Origin of the sequence: Pseudonocardia benzenivorans CB1190 (assembly GCF_000196675.2) — a bacterium.
Taxonomy (GTDB): Bacteria; Actinomycetota; Actinomycetes; order Mycobacteriales; family Pseudonocardiaceae; genus Pseudonocardia; species Pseudonocardia benzenivorans.
In genome coordinates this window covers 1,771,968-1,788,474 of record NC_015312.1, presented here as the reverse complement: position 1 = coordinate 1,788,474, position 16,507 = coordinate 1,771,968, and the positions used below count along the sequence as shown (strand labels likewise).

Annotated in this window: 17 protein-coding genes; 4 read left to right on the top strand and 13 right to left on the bottom strand. The window is 72.1% G+C overall.

Annotation, left to right across the window (positions count from 1 at the left end):
* Positions 1-173: 173 nt before the first annotated feature.
* Together PSED_RS08645 and PSED_RS08640 are read right to left on the bottom strand one after the other, a co-directional pair.
* Positions 174-1,415 carry a cytochrome P450 family protein gene (locus PSED_RS08645; RefSeq protein ID WP_013673867.1) on the bottom strand — a complete coding sequence of 414 codons (1,242 nt, stop codon included), beginning with the start codon at positions 1,413-1,415 and terminating at the stop codon, positions 174-176.
* 40 nt (positions 1,416-1,455) lie between these two features.
* The gene (locus PSED_RS08640) at positions 1,456-2,172 is read right to left on the bottom strand and encodes a TetR/AcrR family transcriptional regulator (protein ID WP_041759415.1); all 717 of its coding nucleotides are present in this window, start codon (positions 2,170-2,172) and stop codon (positions 1,456-1,458) included.
* 52 nt (positions 2,173-2,224) lie between these two features.
* Here PSED_RS08640 and PSED_RS08635 point away from each other — a divergent pair, with 52 nt between their 5' ends.
* Both PSED_RS08635 and PSED_RS08630 read left to right on the top strand, forming a co-directional pair.
* On the top strand, positions 2,225-2,998 hold the full coding sequence (locus tag PSED_RS08635; protein WP_013673865.1) for an enoyl-CoA hydratase-related protein: 774 nt from the start codon (positions 2,225-2,227) through the stop codon (positions 2,996-2,998).
* Between the two features lie 137 nt (positions 2,999-3,135).
* Positions 3,136-4,005, top strand: a complete 870-nt coding sequence (locus PSED_RS08630; protein WP_013673864.1) for a transporter substrate-binding domain-containing protein — start codon at positions 3,136-3,138, stop codon at positions 4,003-4,005.
* A gap of 9 nt (positions 4,006-4,014) precedes the next feature.
* Here PSED_RS08630 and ehuA read toward each other — a convergent pair whose 3' ends face one another.
* From ehuA to ehuB, 4 genes are read right to left on the bottom strand one after another with little or no spacing between them, the layout of a single operon-like run.
* Positions 4,015-4,773 (bottom strand): ectoine/hydroxyectoine ABC transporter ATP-binding protein EhuA, encoded by a 759-nt coding sequence (gene ehuA, locus PSED_RS08625; protein ID WP_041760756.1) that lies wholly within the window; start codon positions 4,771-4,773, stop codon positions 4,015-4,017.
* A gap of 19 nt (positions 4,774-4,792) precedes the next feature.
* Complete coding sequence (gene ehuD, locus PSED_RS08620) at positions 4,793-5,449, bottom strand: ectoine/hydroxyectoine ABC transporter permease subunit EhuD (RefSeq protein WP_013673862.1); 657 nt, start codon at positions 5,447-5,449, stop codon at positions 4,793-4,795.
* Positions 5,446-6,156 (bottom strand): ectoine/hydroxyectoine ABC transporter permease subunit EhuC, encoded by a 711-nt coding sequence (gene ehuC / locus PSED_RS08615; RefSeq protein WP_013673861.1) that lies wholly within the window; start codon positions 6,154-6,156, stop codon positions 5,446-5,448. Before ehuC ends, ehuD begins: the two co-directional genes overlap by 4 nt.
* Positions 6,157-6,171: 15 nt before the next feature.
* Entirely contained in the window at positions 6,172-7,074 is a 903-nt protein-coding gene (gene ehuB / locus PSED_RS08610; RefSeq protein ID WP_013673860.1) for an ectoine/hydroxyectoine ABC transporter substrate-binding protein EhuB, read from the bottom strand.
* Positions 7,075-7,338: 264 nt separating this feature from the next.
* Between ehuB and PSED_RS08605 the strand changes: the two genes are divergently transcribed.
* Positions 7,339-8,163 (top strand): ribulose bisphosphate carboxylase large chain, encoded by an 825-nt coding sequence (locus tag PSED_RS08605; protein WP_013673859.1) that lies wholly within the window; start codon positions 7,339-7,341, stop codon positions 8,161-8,163.
* 32 nt (positions 8,164-8,195) lie between these two features.
* On the opposite strand, the gene PSED_RS08600 is transcribed toward PSED_RS08605, so the two are convergent.
* The 3 genes from PSED_RS08600 to murA all read right to left on the bottom strand — a co-directional run bounded on the left by PSED_RS08600 (position 8,196) and on the right by murA (position 12,475).
* Entirely contained in the window at positions 8,196-10,187 is a 1,992-nt protein-coding gene (locus PSED_RS08600) for a protein meaA (protein WP_013673858.1), read from the bottom strand.
* A 69-nt stretch (positions 10,188-10,256) separates the two neighbouring features.
* Positions 10,257-11,069, bottom strand: a complete 813-nt coding sequence (locus tag PSED_RS08595; RefSeq protein WP_013673857.1) for a DUF1206 domain-containing protein — start codon at positions 11,067-11,069, stop codon at positions 10,257-10,259.
* A gap of 137 nt (positions 11,070-11,206) precedes the next feature.
* Positions 11,207-12,475 (bottom strand): UDP-N-acetylglucosamine 1-carboxyvinyltransferase, encoded by a 1,269-nt coding sequence (gene murA, locus PSED_RS08590; protein ID WP_013673856.1) that lies wholly within the window; start codon positions 12,473-12,475, stop codon positions 11,207-11,209.
* Positions 12,476-12,589: 114 nt separating this feature from the next.
* Here murA and PSED_RS08585 point away from each other — a divergent pair, with 114 nt between their 5' ends.
* Entirely contained in the window at positions 12,590-13,192 is a 603-nt protein-coding gene (locus tag PSED_RS08585) for a cob(I)yrinic acid a,c-diamide adenosyltransferase (RefSeq protein WP_013673855.1), read from the top strand.
* Between the two features lie 9 nt (positions 13,193-13,201).
* On the opposite strand, the gene PSED_RS08580 is transcribed toward PSED_RS08585, so the two are convergent.
* The 4 genes from PSED_RS08580 to PSED_RS08565 are packed head-to-tail and all read right to left on the bottom strand — an operon-like array spanning position 13,202 to position 16,502.
* Positions 13,202-13,639: a DUF2550 domain-containing protein gene (locus tag PSED_RS08580; protein WP_013673854.1), complete on the bottom strand. Its 438-nt coding sequence runs from the start codon at positions 13,637-13,639 to the stop codon at positions 13,202-13,204.
* 37 nt (positions 13,640-13,676) lie between these two features.
* Complete coding sequence (locus PSED_RS08575; RefSeq protein ID WP_013673853.1) at positions 13,677-14,057, bottom strand: F0F1 ATP synthase subunit epsilon; 381 nt, start codon at positions 14,055-14,057, stop codon at positions 13,677-13,679.
* Between the two features lie 19 nt (positions 14,058-14,076).
* A complete protein-coding gene (atpD, locus tag PSED_RS08570) occupies positions 14,077-15,504 on the bottom strand; it encodes a F0F1 ATP synthase subunit beta (RefSeq protein ID WP_013673852.1) in 1,428 nt (475 codons plus the stop codon).
* Entirely contained in the window at positions 15,504-16,502 is a 999-nt protein-coding gene (locus tag PSED_RS08565) for a F0F1 ATP synthase subunit gamma (RefSeq protein WP_013673851.1), read from the bottom strand. Before PSED_RS08565 ends, atpD begins: the two co-directional genes overlap by 1 nt.
* Between the last annotated feature and the right edge of the window lie 5 nt (positions 16,503-16,507).

The window sequence follows — 16,507 nt, the reverse complement described above, 5'->3', positions numbered from 1 at the left end:
GGCGAGCGCGCAACCTCACGGTCCTCCCTCGGCCGGATCGCGACAGTGGGGTTGCGCCCGGGTCGCGGCGCCGGACCCCTGCGCCGCGCTTCGGCCGCGGGGCGCGGGCCGGGTCACCGGCCGAGGCCCTCCGGGGTGGCAGGGCGGGGCAGCCCCGCTCGGGGCCGGAAACCTCAGCCGACCCGGATCGGGACGGTCTCGAGCCTGCGCATCCCCGGGACCGGCTGCCAGACGAGCTCGGCCGGGTCGACGGCCAGCGCCAGGTCGGGGAAGCGTTCGACGAGCGCGCGCAGCGCGACCTCCCCCTCCTGGCGCGCCAGCGCCGCGCCCAGGCAGTAGTGCGGCCCGTACCCGAACCCGACGTGGCCCTCCCCGCGCTCGGCGGTGCGGCGGGCGACGTCGAGCCGCTCGGGGTCGGTGAACTCCCGCGGGTCGGAGTTGGCGGCCACCAGCGCGGGCTGCACGCCGTCGCCCGCCCGGATCTGCGCGCCGCCCAGCTCGGTGTCGGCCAGCGCGTAGCGCGTCGAGGCGAACTGCACCGGACCGATGCGCCGCAGCAGCTCGGCGACCGCGTTCGGCCACAGACCCGGGTCGGCGCGCAGGGCGGCGAGCTGGTCGGGCCGGGTCAGCAACGCGACGACCGCGTTGGAGATCAGGTGCGCCGTCGTCTCGTGCCCGGCGATGACCAGCGACAGGACCATCGTCACCAGCTCGCTGTCGGAGAGCCGGTCGCCGTCCTCGTCGTGGGCACGCACGAGTGCGGTGAGCAGATCGTCGGCAGGTTCGGCGCGGCGGTGCGCGATCAGCCCGATGATGTTGCCGACCATGTCGCGCAGCGCGGTCGGGATGCGGTCGCGGTCCATGGTCGCCAGGTCGCGGCTCCAGACGTGCCACGACGCCCGATCGGCCTCCGGAATGCCGACGAGCTCGCAGATGACGGTGATCGGCAGCGGGTAGGCGAACTCCTCGACGAGGTCGACGGGCCGGCCGCCGGCGCCGAGCGCGGCCAGCCGATCGAGCAGCCCGGCGGTGAGCTCCTCGACGCGCGGGCGCAGCTGCGCGACCCGGCGGACGGTGAACGCGCGCGAGACCAGCTTGCGCAGCCGCGTGTGGTGAGCGCCGTCCGCGCTGATGATGCTGTCGGTCAGGTAGTGCATGAGGTCGGGCGGGATGCCGATGCGTTCCATGGCGACGCGCCGCACGTCGTTCGTGTCGTTGCCCGGCACCGACGCCGGGTCGTTCACGAAGCGCGTCCCGTCGCCGAGAACGGCGCGGACGTCGTCGTAGCGGGTGACGATCCAGATCGGCGCCCCGCCGTAGAAGGTCCCGCGCAGGACGGGTGCCTCCTCGCGGATGCGCCCGTAGGCGGTGTACGGGTCGGTCACGAACTCCGTGGCCGTCAGGTCGACGCTCATGGTTCCCCCACTTGTTCCCCGACTGTTCGGCGCCCCGGCCTCACCGGACGCGCCGTCTCCATTCCTGGTCCATCTCGGCGGCGAGCCCGCGGAACATCGCGACCGCCTGCGGTGCGACTCCCGCGGCCCTGGCCTCGGCGCCCGGCTCCTCGATCGCGGCGGCGATCGTGTGGGCGATCAGCGCGGCCCGCCGGCCGTGGTCGGCCGGGGCGTCGGACGCGGGCAGCGAGTCGACGAACAGGAACCCGGACGCGACGGCCTGCAGGAGGTACTGCTGCTCGTCGAGCGAGAGGTCGGTGCGCAGCGCCCCGGCCTCGCGCAGCAGCCCGAACAGCCGCCGGGCCGCCGCGTCGCGTGTCGCGCTCAGCGCGCCCAGCGAGTCCGCCGCCTCGTGGGCGAGCCTGCCGAGCACCTCCGGGTCGCCCAGGTACAGCGGCCGCACCACCGGATCGGCGACGAGGTCCAGGTACACCGCTGCCGTCATCCTGCTGGGCAGCACCTCCGCCGGGTCGGCGGCCATCCGGTCGGCCATCCGCGACACCACGTGGTGGTGGCTGCGCAGCAGGACCGTCAGGAACAGCGCGTCCTTGGAGCGGAAGTGCAGGTAGACGGTGCCCTTGCCGATCCGGGCGTGCCGCGCGACGTCCTCGACCGTGACCCGCTGGTACCCCCAGCGCACGAGCAGGTCGGCAGCGGCGTCGAGCACCCGCTCGAGCCGACCGTCTGACTCGGTGACTGGATTCGCGCTTCCGGTCATACGGTCACCGTAGGGCTGGATCGGACCCCCCGCAACCACGTACCGTCCCTGTATGGCGGACTACGAGTACCTGCTCGTCAAGCACGACGGCGACACCGTGCGCATCACCATGAACCGGCCCGAGCGGCGCAACGCCCTGTCCGAGCCGCACCTGCGCGAGCTGCTGCGCGCGTTCGAGGAGGCGGGGGCCTCCGACGCGACGGGCATCGTGCTGGGCGCCGAGGGCAAGGTCTTCTCCGCCGGGCACGACTTCGCCGACGTCGCGGCCCGCGACCTCGGCGGCGTCCGTGACCTGCTGCAACTGTGCACGCGCCTGATGCGGACGATCGAGTCGGTGCCGCAGGTCGTGGTCGCCCGGGTGCACGCGCTGGCCACGGCCGCGGGCTGCCAACTCGTCGCCACCTGCGATCTCGCCGTCGCCGCCGAGTCCGCGGGCTTCGCCCTGCCCGGCGGCAAGGGCGGCTGGTTCTGCCACACGCCGGCGGTCCCGGTGGCCCGCAACGTCGGACGCAAGAGGCTGATGGAGATGGCGCTGACCGGCGACGTCGTCGACGCCACCACCGCCGCAGAGTGGGGCCTGGTCAACTACGCGGTGCCCGATGCGGAGCTCGACGCCCGGGTCGACGACCTGCTCGCCCGCGCCACCCGGGGTAGCCGGTTCGGCAAGGGCGTCGGCAAGCAGACGCTCTACAGCCAGCTCGACCGCCCGGAGTCCGACGCGTACGGGATCGCCGTGGAGGTCATGGCGTCGATGTCGCAGTCGGCAGGGGCGAAGGAGGGCATGGCCGCGTTCCTGGAGAAGCGTCACCCGGTCTGGTCCGACTAGCCCGGGCCCCGCCGCCTGTGAGCGGCGACAGTCGCCATAGCGACCATCGCCGCTCACGACCCCGGTCCCGCACGACACCCGCGCAGACCGCAGCCGGAGCGGGCGGAGGACGCGGGAGTCGCCTAGGGTCGCCCGCGATGCTGACCCGACGCCGGCTGCTGGTGGCCCTCGGCGCCGCGGGGGCCTGCGCCCTTGCGGCCGCCTGCGACCGGTCCGGCGCGACCACGCTGCGACGGATCCGCGAGTCGGGCGTCGCGCGCGTCGCGATCGCGGGCGAGCAACCCTACGGCTTCTCCGACGCCGCGGGCCGCGTCACCGGCGAAGGCCCGGAGGTCGCCCGGCTGGTGTTGCGAGCGGTCGGCGTCGACGGGATCGAGGCCGTCCAGGTGCCGTTCGACAAGCTGATCGACACGCTCGTCGCCGGGGATGCGGACCTCGTCACCGCGGGGCTGACCATCAGCCCGGAGAGGTGCGCGCGGGTCGCGTTCTCGCGTCCCGACTTCGTCGTCCGCCCGGCGTTCCTGGTCCGCCGCGGCAATCCCGCGGGGCTGCGCTCGTTCGCCGACGTCGTCCGCACCCGGGTCCGCCTCGGCGTCCTGGCGGGGTCCGCGGAGCAGGCCTGGGCGCGGGCCTCCGGGGTTCCCGACCACGCGGTCACCACCTACGACGGGCAGAGCTCACTGGTGGCCGCGGTCGCCGACCAGCACGTCGACGCCGGGGCGCTCACCCGCATCTCGCTGCTCGACGCGCTGCGCCGCAACCCCGGGCTCCGGTTGGAGGTGACGCCGGGGTTCCGGGTCACGATCGCGGGCCGGGAGGTCGTGCCCGCGGGGGGATTCGCCTTCCGGCGCGAGGACGCCGACCTCGTCGCCGCGTTCGACGACGCCCTCGCCGCGGCGCAGGCCTCCGGCGACTGGCTGCGCGTGGCGTCGCCGTTCGGGTTCACCGCCGCGAACCTGCCGCCCGCGGACGTGACGACGGCGGCCCTGTGCGCGGGCGCGGTCTGACCGCGCGCGCTACCGCTCCACCACCGCCTGCAGGAACGCCTGCGTCCGCTCGTGTCCCGGCTCGGTGAACAGCTTCTCCGGGGCGGCGTCCTCGATGACGCGGCCGCCGTCGAACATCATCACGCGGTCGGAGAAGTCGCGGGCGAAGCCCATCTCGTGGGTCACGCACAGGAACGTGATGTCGGTGGTGGACCCGATGTCGCGCAGCAACTTCAGCACCCCCGCGACGAGCTCGGGGTCGAGCGCGGAGGTCACCTCGTCGAGGAGGAGGACGTCGGGGCGCATGGCCAGCGCCCGGGCGATCGCGACGCGCTGCTGCCCGCCGGAGAGCTGGGTGGGGTGGGCGTCCATCCGGTCGCCGAGGCCGACGAGGTCGAGCAGCTCCTGCGCGCGGGCGGTCGCCTCCTCCTTCGACAGCCCCAGTACGCGGGTGGGCGCCTCGATCAGGTTTCCGCGCACCGTCATGTTGGGGAAAAGGTTGAACTGCTGGAACACCATCCCGATGTGTTTGCGCACCTCACGGCAGTGCTTGTCGTCGGCGGGCACGAGCTTCCCGCCCTTTTCCATGTGCGACAACGACTTCCCGCCGACGGAGATCGAGCCGCGGTCGACCTTCTCCAGCGTCATGAGCAGCCGCAGGATCGTGGTCTTGCCCGAGCCCGACGGCCCGATCAGGCAGACGTGCTCCCCCGGCGCGACGGTGAAGTTCAGCTCGGAGAGCACTACGTTGTCCCCGAAGCGCTTCTCGACGCCGTCGAAGACGATCATCGGCTCCCCGGAGGGCAGGTCAGCGGACGGCACGGCGACGCTCCAATCTACGGACGGCCATCGACGCCGGGTAGCTCAGCAGCAGGAACAGCAGACCCGCCAGCGTGTAGGCCTCGACGTAGCGGAACGACTGCCCGCCGACCTCCCGCGCCTGCCCGACGATGTCGAGCACACCGATGCCGATCAGCAGCGGGGTCTCCTTGAACATCGAGATGACGTAGTTGCCCAACGCGGGCAGCACCCTCGGGATCGCCTGCGGCAGCACGACCCCCGTCCAGACACGTGTGGTCGGCAGGCTCAGCGCGGTCGCGGCCTCCCACTGCCCGCGCGGCACCGCGTCGATGCCGGCGCGGTAGACCTCGGAGGTGTAGGTCGCGTAGTGCACGCCCAGCGCCAGGATGCCGACCGTGAGGGCGCTCAGCACGACGCCGAAGGCCGGGAGCACGAAGAACAGGAAGTAGACCTGCACCAGCAGGGGGGTGCTGCGGACGAACTCCACGATCGCCCGCACGACGATCCGCACCGGCCGCGGTCCCCGCCCGAGCACGGCCAGCACGAGGCCGAGCGCGAACGCGATGATCGAGCCCAGGACGGTGGCGATCAGCGTGACCCGCAGGCCGTTGAGCAGCGCCGGGATGATCTCGCCCGCGAAGTTCCAGTCCCACAGCGGCGTCATGCGACCCCCGCTCCCGTCGCGGCCTGCTGGCGCGCCCGCACCGACGGCCTGCGCCCGACCCGGGCCGCGGCCAGCCGCTCCAGCGTCCGCATGACCGCCGTGATCACCAGTGCGAGGATCAGGTACATCACGAGCAGGAGCAGGAAGATCTGGAACGCCTGCGCGTTGAACCGCGGCACGAGTACCTGCTGCGCCTGCCGGGTGATCTCGTTGACCGACACGAACGAGAGCAGCGCCGTGCTCTTGAGCAGCTGGATGAACAGGTTGTTGAACGGCGGGATCATCTCGACGACGGCCTGCGGCAGGATCACCCGCCGCATCCGCTGCGCGGGCGACAGGCTCAGCGCGATCGCGCCCTCGACCTGCGCACGCGGCACCGACTGGACGGCGCCGCGCACGATCTCGGCCCCGTACGCCCCGTGGTTGAGGCCGAGGACCAGGATGCCGGCCCAGATCGGAACGAGCTGGAACCCGACGAGCACGGGCAGCGCGAAGTAGATCCAGAACAGCTGGACGACCTCCGACGTGCCGCGCAGTCCCTCGACGTAGACGCGTGCGATCACGCGCACGGTGCGCGAGGGCGACAGCAGCGCAAGGCCGGCGCCGAACGACAGCACGATCGTGAGCACGATGCCGCCGATCGTCGCAATCAGCGTCTCCGGCAGCCCCTGCGACAGGACCGACAGGAACGTTCCGAAGTTCTCCACCGACGTCCGCCGGACTCAGGCGGCGCAGAGCTTCTGGGTCGTCAGGTCGGCTGCCGGGAGGTTGTCCTTCGTGAACCCGAACGGCTCGGCGATCTGCACCCACTGCCCGTTCTGGTGGAGCGTGCCGAGGGCGCCGTTGAACGCGTCGACGAGTGTCGTGTCGGCCTTGCGGAACACGAACCCGCCCGCGGAGACGACGGGCTGGCCGTTCTGCACGGGATCGAAGCCCGGGGTGACCTCCACGTCGGCCTGGGGGTTCTTGCTCGCCAGCCACTTCAGCGAGATGTCGGTGAGCGCCGCCGCGGCCGCCCGGCCGGCGGTGACCGCCTGCAGCAGCGCGTTCTGGTCGGGGAAGGCCGCCACGTTGCTGTCGGGCACCCCGGCGTCCTTGGCGTAGCCCTGCTCGACGGCCGCGCTCAGCACGGCGAGCTGCAGGTTCTTCGAGGCGATGTCCTGGAACGTGGCGATCCCCTGGGGGTTGCCCTTGGGCACCAGGAACGCGGTCTTCGCCGAGTAGTCGGGGATGGAGAACGTCGCCTGCTGGCAGCGGGCCGCCGTGATGTTCATGCCCGCGCACACCATGTCGTACTGGTTGGCGTTCAGGGCCGGGATCAGCTGGTCGAAGCTGACCTGCTGGGCGTTGACGTCGGCGATCCCGATCGCCTTGAGCACCGCACGCGCAACCTCGGGGGCCTCGCCCGTGACCTTCCCGCTGGTGTCGGTGAAGCCGTAGGGCTCCTCGCCCGCAATCCCGATCTTGATCGTGCCTGCGCTGCGCGCGTTGGCCAGCGTGTCACCGCCGCCGCTCTGACTGGTGCTGGTGCACGCCGAGATCAGTGCCGGTCCGCCCAGCACGACCGCACCGGCGACGGCACTCCTCCGGAAGAACTCCCGCCTGCTCCACGTCTGGCCGGTCATCCTCGACTCCTCGGGCTCGCTCGCATCTGTCGTCGACACAGGGCACCCCGCCGGTGCCCGCACCGCCGGATTCCGAACGTAGGGGCTGATCGCGATGCGCACCGGATGAGGCGATGGCCGTTACCGGACCGATACGGCTCCGCACGAATCATCGGATTCTTCACCCGTTCGGAGGCCATGCACGAGCGCAGAGGGGGTACTCGACGAGCGGAGTGTGTCATCGATCAGCCGCTGCTCCGGCCCGTGATGCGACATGATGCGTTCATGGTCATGCGCATCGCGGGACTCCCGCTCCCCGGACCGTCCGACGTCGTCGCGGGCGCCCGGGCGCTGGCGGGGTGGACCGAGGAGGCCGTCGAGCTCGCGGGTGGCCTCCCCGAACGGGCGTCCCGGCTGCTCGACGGCGCCGACGAGCTCGTCGGACGCATCGCGGGCCTGGCCGACCGAGTCGACGGGCTGCTGAGCCGGGTCGACGGGACGCTGGGGCGCGCCGACGAGGCGGTCGCCCGCGTCGACATCGTGCTCCGCGAGGTCGAGGGTGCCGTGGCCCGCACGACCACGGTGCTCGCGTCGGCGGAGAAGCTGGTCGAGTCGGCGTCGGGCGTGGCGACCCACGCCGAGACCCTCGTGCGGACCGCCGGGTCGGTGGCGACCGACGCGGCGACGGTGGTCGGCGCGGCACAGGGGATCACGCAGCAGGCCGGCACGATCGTCGACGGCGCCGCGGCGGTCGCCCGGCGCGCGGACGAGGTCGTCGGGTCGGCGGCGTCGACGTCGGACGAGGCGAAGGTGCTGCTCGAGACGTGGGTTCCCGTGTCGCGGCGCGCGGCGCCGATCGCGCGGACGTTCGTCGACCAGCTCAGCGAGGAGGAGGTGCGTGCGGCGATCCGGCTGGTCGACCACCTGCCCCAGCTCACCGAGCACCTCGAGGAGGACATCATGCCGATCCTCGCCACGCTCGACCGCGTCGGACCCGACGTCCACGAACTGCTCGACGTCCTCAAGGAGGTCCGGCAGGCCATCCTCGGCATCCCCGGCTTCGCGTTCTTCCGGCGCCGGGGCGAGGAGAAGATCGACGACGAGTCGTGAGCGGCGGTGGTCGCCCTGGCGACCATCGCCGGTCACAGGCCGTGGGCCTGCCGCACCAGCGTCACGATCGCGTCCATCATCGCGGTGAGCTTGAAGTCCTTCGGCGTGAAGACGGCGGCGACCCCCTTGTCCCGCAGGGCTTTCGCGTCGCCCTCGGGGATGATCCCCCCGACGACGACGGGGACGTCGTCGGCACCGGCGGCGCGCAGCCCGTCGACCACCGCGGGCACGACCTCCAGGTGCGACCCCGACAGCACCGACAGCCCGACGACGTGCACGCCCTCCTGGACCGCGGCCGCCACGATCTCCGACGGCGTCAGCCGGATGCCCTGGTAGACGACCTCGAACCCGACGTCGCGCGCCCGCACCGCCACCTGCTCGGCACCGTTGGAGTGCCCGTCGAGCCCCGGCTTGCCGACCAGCATGCGCAGCCGCTCGCCCAGCTCCTCGCCGGTCTGCTGGACGCGCGCGCGGACCTCGCCGAGCTCCGTGGCGGCCTCCCCGGACGCGACGGCCGCCGACACCCCGGTCGGCGCCCGGTACTCGCCGAACACGGCGCGCAGGGCGCCGGCCCACTCGCCGGTGGTCACGCCGGCCTTGGCGCAGGCGATGGACGCGTCCATCAGGTTGGCGTCGGTCTTCGCGGTGTCCCGCAACGCGGCGAGCGCCTCCTCCACCGCGGCCTGGTCGCGCTGCCGGCGCCAGTCGCGGACCGCCTCGACCGCGGCGGCCTCCGTGGCCGGGTCGACGGTCTCGATCGCCGCGGCGCCCTCGGCCTGCAGCGGGCTGGGTTCGGTCGTGTCGAACCGGTTGACGCCGACGACGACGTCCTCGCCGGACTCGATGCGCCTGCGCCGCTCGGCCAGCGACCGGACGAGCTCGCCCTTCATGTAGCCGTTCTCGACGGCGGCGACCGCTCCCCCCATCTCGGCGACCCGGTCGATCTCGGCGCGGGCACCCTCGATCAGCTCGGCGACCTTCGCCTCGACGACGCGGCTGCCGTCGAAGATGTCCTCGTACTCGAGCAGGTCTGTCTCGTAGGCCAGCACCTGCTGCATGCGCAGTGCCCACTGCTGGTCCCACGGGCGCGGCAGGCCGAGCGCCTCGTTCCACGCGGGCAGCTGGACGGCGCGGGCGCGCGCGTCGCGCGAGAGCGTCACCGCGAGCATCTCCAGCACGATCCGCTGGACGTTGTTCTCCGGCTGGGCCTCGGTGAGTCCCAGCGAGTTGACCTGGACGCCGTAGCGCAGCCGCCGGTGCTTGGGGTTCTCGACGCCGTAGCGCTCCAGCGTGATCTCGTCCCACAGCCGGCCGAGCGCCCGGAGTTTGCACATCTCCTCGACGAAGCGCAGCCCCGCGTTGACGAAGAACGAGATGCGGCCGACGACGTCGCCGAACTTCTCGGCCGGGACCTGCCCGGAGTCGCGCACCGCGTCGAGCACGGCGATGGCCGTCGACAGCGAGAACGCGAGCTCCTGCGCGGGCGTCGCCCCCGCCTCCTGCAGGTGGTAGCTGCAGATGTTGATCGGGTTCCATTTGGGGATGTTGGCGACCGACCACGCGATGGTGTCGGCGATCAGCCGCATGCTCGGCGCGGGCGGGAACACGTACGTCCCGCGCGAGAGGTACTCCTTGACGATGTCGTTCTGTGTGGTGCCGGCGAGCGTGGCACGCGGGGCCTCGTGCTCGTCGGCGACCGCGACGTAGAGGGCGAGCAGCCACATCGCGGGCGCGTTGATGGTCATCGAGGTGTTCGCCTCGGCCATCGGGATGCCGTCGAAGAGGGTGCGCATGTCGCCGATGTGGCTCACCGGGACCCCCACCTTGCCGACCTCGCCCTTCGCGAGCTCGTCGTCGGGGTCGTAGCCGGTCTGGGTGGGCAGGTCGAAGGCGACGGACAGACCCGTCTGGCCCTTGGCCAGGTTCCGGCGGTACAGCGCGTTGGACTTCTCCGCCGACGAGTGTCCGGCGTAGGTGCGGATCACCCAGGGGCGATCACGCTCGTTGTCGCTCGGGTACGGCACCGGACACCTCCATCACGGCGTTGTGAGCGAAATAGTACGCAACTGCGCGGGAAACCGATCGGTGAGCCGTCACACCCGGTGGTAGCGCGCGTCGAACGCGCAGAACACGCCGAACGCGACGAGCCCCACCGCGGTCGCCACCAGCAGGACCACCCCGAACGGCTGCGCGGCCAGGGTCTTCAGCGCCGCGTCCAGGCCGTTGGCCCGCTGCGGCTCGAACTGGACCGCCGCGACCACGACCAGCACCCCGACGAGGACGGTGACCAGGCCCTTCGCCACCTTCCCGAGCTGTCCGGTGCGCACCGCGACGGCCCTGGCCCGCGGGTCGACGGGCAGGCTCATGTCGTCGGTGAAGGTGCAGCGGAAGCCGTTGACCGTGATGAACCCCGCCACGACGACGATGCCGACGCCGACGGCCCCGACGATCCACTGCCCGCCCGGGATCCCGAGCAGGCCCGCGGCCGCCGCCTGGCTGCCCTCGCCACCCGAGCCGCTCACCGCCGTCCGCACGGCCAGCACCGTCAGCGCGGCGAAGACCACCGCCATGCCCGCGCTCTCGAGCCGCCCGCGCGCGTCCTTCACCCGGCCGCCGGCCCGCCCGAGTGCCTCCCCGACCCGCCACAGCGCGACGGCGACGAACCCCAGCGCGAGCACCCACAGCAGCACCCGACCCGCCGTGGTCTGCGCGATCGCCTGGAACGCGCCGGACTGGTCGGCCCGGCTACCGCGGTCGCCGAAGGCCACCCGCAGCACCAGCCACGCCAGGAGCAGGTGCGTCAGGCCGTAGGCCAGGATCCCGACGCGCACCACGATCCGGGCCCCCCGGCCGGCCTCGCGCGCGGCGTCCTCCGTCCCGCCCACGGTGCCCACGGCGTCGGACATGCGTTCTCCCCCGTCCGACCGGGCCCGCGCCGGTCCCCGGGACCGTGACACGTCACGAGCCGGCCCGCGACCGGGACTGCGCCGACCGGCGTAGCCCACGCCGGGCGCGGTCCTCCCCCGCTACCCGCGGGAGCGGGTCAGCGCTCGGCGTCGACCGTCACCCGGGAGATGTCCGCACCCAGCCCGGCGAGGTTCTCGACGAACCGCGGATAGCCGCGGTCGATGTGCTCGACGTCCCAGACGACGGTCTCGCCGTCGGCGCACAGGCCCGCGAGGACCAGGCCCGCGCCCGCGCGGATGTCGCTGGCCCACACCGGCGCGCTCGACAGCCGCGGCACCCCCCGCACGACGGCGTGGTGGCCGTCGGTGCGGGCGTCGGCGCCGAGCCGGACCATCTCCTCGACGAACCGGAAGCGGGCCTCGAACACGTTCTCCGTGATCATCGACGTGCCCTCGGCGACGGCCGACAGGGCGATCGCCATCGGCTGCAGGTCGGTGGCGAAGCCCGGGTAGGGCAGCGTCACGAAGTCGACGGCCGTGGGGCGGCCGTCCATCGCGATCGTGAAGCCGTCGGCCGCGAGCTCGGTCTCCGCGCCGGCCGAGCGCAGCTTGTCGAGCACCAGCTCCAGGTGCCGCGGGTCGACCCCGCGGACGTCGACGCGGCCGCCGGTCATCGTCGCGGCGAACGCCCAGGTGGCCCCGACGATCCGGTCGCCGATGACCCGGTGCTCGGTCGGGGTGAGGCTGGTGACGCCGTGGACGGTCAGTGTCGAGGAGCCGGCGCCGTCGATCTTCGCGCCCATCCGCTGCAGCATCGTGCAGAGGTCGACGATCTCCGGTTCGCGCGCGGCGTTGTCGATGATCGTCGTGCCCTCGGCCAGGACCGACGCCATGAGGATGTTCTCGGTGGCCCCGACGCTCGGGAAGTCGAGCCAGATCTGGGCCCCGCGCAGCTCGTCGGCCTGGGCGACGACGCGACCGTGCTCGATCTCGGTCGTCGCGCCGAGCTTGCGCAGCCCAGAGGCGTGCATGTCGAGCGGCCGGGAGCCGATCGCGTCGCCACCGGGCAGCGGCACCACCGCACGCCGGCAGCGGGCCACCAGCGGGCCCAGCACGCAGACCGACGCCCGCAGCCGGGACACCGAGCGGTAGTCGGCGGCCGCGCCGGGCTCCGCGGGGACCTCGATGGTGACCGTCGAGCCGTCGACGACGACCGTGCAGCCCAGGCTGCGCAGCACGTCGGCCATCAGCGGGACGTCGAGGATCTCCGGACAGTTGGTGAGCGTCGTGGTGCCCTCGGCCAGCAGCGCCGCCGCCATCAGCTTGAGCACGCTGTTCTTCGCACCGACGACGTCGACGGCGCCGTCGAGACGGGCGCCTCCGCGGACCGCGAAATGCTCCACCACGGGCAACGACGCTAGCGTTCCGCGACGCCCGGCCCGGTGCCCACCCCGGGGCGTGTCGCGCCCGGGAGGGGGTGTAGCGCGCGGCGCGCGGGGCCCGACGGCTACCGTCGTCCCATGGCCGTGCACCTGACCAGGATCTACACCCGCACCGGCGACGACGGGACGACCGCGCTCGGCGACTTCAGCCGGGTGCGCAAGACCGACCCGAGGCTCGCGGCCTACGCCGACACCGACGAGGCCAACGCCGCGATCGGTGTCGCCGTCACCGTCGGCGGGCTCGCCGAGCGCGTCCTGGTGCCGCTGCGCCAGATCCAGAACGACCTGTTCGACGTCGGGGCCGACCTCTGCGCGCCGATCGTCGAGAACCCGGAGTACCCGCCGCTGCGGGTGACCGACGCCTACGTCGAGCGCCTCGAGGGCTGGTGCGACGAGTTCAACGAGGGCCTGCCCAAGCTCGCGTCGTTCATCCTGCCCGGCGGTACCCCGGGCGCGGCGTACCTGCACGCCGCCCGCACGGTGACGCGCCGCGCCGAGCGGTCGGTGTGGGCGCTGCTGGAGGCCGACGCCGAGCGGACCAACCCGCTCACGGCGCGCTACCTCAACCGGCTCTCGGACCTGTTGTTCATCCTCGGCCGGGTCGCCAACCCGGGTGGCGACGTGCTGTGGCAGCCCGGCGGGCCCCAGGGCTCGGCGCAGGCCGCCCCGCAGGAGGGCTGAGCAGGCCCGTCAGGACGCCTGCCGGTACCCCGTCGTGCGTCCGGGCGGGGCCGCCTCCAACCACGACAGGAAGCCCGTCAGGACGCCGGGCGACATCGCCAGTTCCAGGTCCTCGCCGTGCGTGCGCAGCCGCAGCACGGCCGACGCGTGCGGGATCGCGTAGGTCTCGACCGCTCCCGGCGCCCGCCTGTCGACGATCCGCAGGTCGGTGCGGTCCATCCGCAGCGTCGGGCCGAACCTGACGCTGGTCAGGCGGTGCCAGGCGAACTCGTCGCCGTGGTAGCGCCCCACGCCGAAGTGCCAGCCCGCGACGTCGTCGGCGCCGACGAACGAGGCGGGGCGGCGGCGCAGACACAGGTCCACGCCACCGCCCCGCATGAGACGTACACGCCGCACGGCGAACCAGCCGAGCAGCAGACAGGCACACACGAGAACGATCCCGACCACGGACGCAACCGTTCCCACAGTGCTGCCTTGCTTCCTGCTACTGCGCCCCGGCCGCCTTGAGCCGCGCTTCGGCTCGGGCCCTGGCCGCGGCTCCTTCCGGATCGGACTCGTCCGCCCGGTCGAGCGCCGCGCGTGCCCGGTTCACGTCGATCTCCTCGGAGAGCTCCGCGAACTCGGCGAGGATCGACACGTGGTCGGGCGTGACCGACAGGAAGCCGCCGTGCACGGCCACGGTCAGCGACTGGCCGTCGGTGGTGTCGATGCGCACGACACCTGCGTCCTCCAGCTGAGCCAGGGTCGGCTCGTGGCCGGGCAGCACGCCGATCTCGCCGACCGTGGTCCGGGCCAGCACGAACGTCGCCTGCCCCGTCCAGATCTTCCGCTCGACCGACACGAGGTCGACCGTCATCTCCGCCATGATGCCCTTTCCGGCCCGATCAGCCCTGCAGCCGCTTGCGGTTCTTCTCGAGGTCCTCGAGACCACCGCAGAGGAAGAACGCCTGCTCGGGAACGTCGTCGAACTCGCCCTTGGCGATCTTGTCGAAGGACTCGATCGTCTCCTTGAGCGGGACCGTCGAGCCCGGCTGGCCGGTGAACTGCTCGGCGACCAGCAGGTTCTGCGACAGGAAGCGCTCGATGCGCCGCGCGCGACCGACGAGCTGCTTGTCCTCCTCGGACAGCTCGTCGATACCGAGGATGGCGATGATGTCCTGCAGGTCGGAGTAGCGCTGCAGGATCCGCTTGACCTCGTTGGCGACGCGGAAGTGCTCGTCGCCGATGTACTGCGGGTCGAGGATCCGCGAGGTCGAGGTCAGCGGGTCGACCGCCGGGTAGATGCCCTTCTGCGAGATGGGGCGGGAGAGCTCCGTCGTCGCGTCCAGGTGGGCGAACGTGGTCGCCGGGGCGGGGTCGGTGTAGTCGTCCGCGGGGACGTAGATCGCCTGCATCGAGGTGATCGACCGGCCACGCGTCGAGGTGATGCGCTCCTGCAGCTCGCCCATCTCGTCGGCCAGCGTCGGCTGGTAACCGACGGCGCTCGGCATACGGCCGAGCAGCGTGGAGACCTCCGAGCCGGCCTGGGTGAACCGGAAGATGTTGTCGATGAAGAGCAGCACGTCCTGGTTCTGCTCGTCACGGAAGTACTCGGCCATGGTCAGGGCCGACAGCGCGACGCGCATACGCGTGCCGGGCGGCTCGTCCATCTGACCGAAGACCAGCGCGGTGTCGGCGATGACGCCCGACTCCGTCATCTCCGTGATGAGGTCGTTGCCCTCGCGGGTGCGCTCACCGACACCGGCGAACACCGACGTACCACCGAAGTTCTTGGCGACACGGGTGATCATCTCCTGGATGAGCACCGTCTTGCCGACGCCGGCGCCGCCGAACAGGCCGATCTTGCCGCCCTGCACGTACGGGGTGAGCAGGTCGATGACCTTGATGCCGGTCTCCAGCATCTCGGTACGGCCCTCGAGCTGGTCGAACGACGGCGCCTTGCGGTGGATGCCCCACAGCTCGCCGGTGATCTCCAGGTCGGGCTTGTCGAGGCACTCGCCGAGCGCGTTGAACACGTGGCCCTTGACCTGGTCGCCGACGGGCACCGAGATCGGCCGGTTCAGGTCGGTGACCGCCTGGCCACGGACCAGGCCGTCGGTCGGCTGCATCGAGATGGCGCGGACCAGGTTGTCGCCCAGGTGCTGGGCGACCTCGAGGGTCAGCGTCTTGGCCAGGTCGCCGAACTCCACCTCGACGGTGAGCGCGTTGTAGAGGTCCGGCACGTTGTTGCGCGGGAACTCCACGTCGACGACCGGGCCGGTGACCCGGACGACCCGGCCGGTTGTGGTCGCAGTGTCAGCGGTCGCGGTCATCAGCTCTCACTTCCTGAACTCACGAGAGCGTCGGCCCCACCGACGATCTCACTGATCTCCTGGGTGATCTGTGCCTGACGTGCCTGGTTGGCTTCCAGTGTCAGGGTACGGATCAACTCGTTCGCGTTGTCGGTCGCGGCCTTCATCGCGCGCTGCCGGTTGGCCGACTCCGACGCGGCGGAGTCGAGGAGGGCGGCGAACAGCCGGGCGCCGATGTACTTCGGCAGCAGCGCGTCGAAGAGCGCATCCGCGTCGGGCTCGAACTCGTAGAGCGCCTTCGGGCCCGACGACTGCTCACGGACGTCGGCGGGCGTCACACCGGTGGCCCCGCCGGTCGCGGTCTCGGAGGTCGCGTCGAGCGCCGACTCGCCCCCGACGTACTCGACCTCCATCGGCGCCATCCGCCGCGCCTGCGGCGTCTGGCTGACCATGTTGCGGAACTGCGTGTAGACCAGGTGCAGCTCGTCGACGCCCTTGACGCCGTCCTCGTCGATCTCGCCGTCGCTGCCGACCATGAAGGCGTTGACGAGCGTGCGCGCGACCTCCGCCGCGTGCACGTACTCCGGCTGCTCCGAGAAGCCGGTCCAGGATGCCTGGACGGGCTGCCGGCGGAACCGGTAGTAGTTGACGCCCTTGCGGCCGATCACGTAGAGGACCGGCTCCTTGCCCTGCTCACGCAGGAGCGAGCGGAGCTGCTCGGTCTCCTTGAGCACGTTCGCGTTGTAGCCACCGGCCTGACCGCGGTCGCTGGTGACCACCAGCACCGCGGCCCGCTTGGCCTCCGGCCGCTCGACGAGCAGCGGATGGTCGAGCGCCGCGTTGGACGCCAGCTCGCTGAGGACCGAGGTCATCAGCTCGGCGTACGGCCGCGACTGCTCGACCCGCGCACGGGCCTTCGCGATCCGCGACGTCGCGATGAGCTCCATCGCCCGCGTGATCTTCTTGATGGACTGCGTCGACCTGATCCGCCGCCGCAGCACCCGGATCTGTGCCGCCATCGGTC